Annotated in this window: 1 protein-coding gene; it reads right to left on the bottom strand. The window is 70.2% G+C overall.

Annotated elements, in window-relative coordinates; genetic code table 11:
* On the bottom strand, window positions 1–235 hold a 235-nt coding region (locus SB754_RS23020), incomplete at both ends, for a fluoride efflux transporter FluC (protein ID WP_410784569.1).

Below are 235 nucleotides of genomic sequence, written 5' to 3'. Positions count from 1 at the left end.
CGCGACCGCATAGGCGATGCCGAGCGCGGGCTCGCCGTCGCCGAGGAACCCTACCGTTCCGAACGCGAAGGTCGAGTACGTCGTGTATCCGCCGAGCACCCCCGTGCCGACGAACAGCCGGACGGTCGAGCGGCGGCCCTCGTCGGGTCCGCGCATCTTAAGTGCGCTGAGCAGCCAGCCGAGGATCAGCGCGCCGGAGAGATTGATCGCGAAGATCCCGGCGACCCCCGGCACG

The sequence above is a fragment of the Leifsonia sp. SIMBA_070 genome (genome assembly GCF_046534635.1).
Taxonomy (GTDB): domain Bacteria; phylum Actinomycetota; class Actinomycetes; order Actinomycetales; family Microbacteriaceae; genus Leifsonia.
Note: the sequence above shows the minus strand (reverse complement) of the source record. Positions and strands in the feature narration are given on the sequence as shown.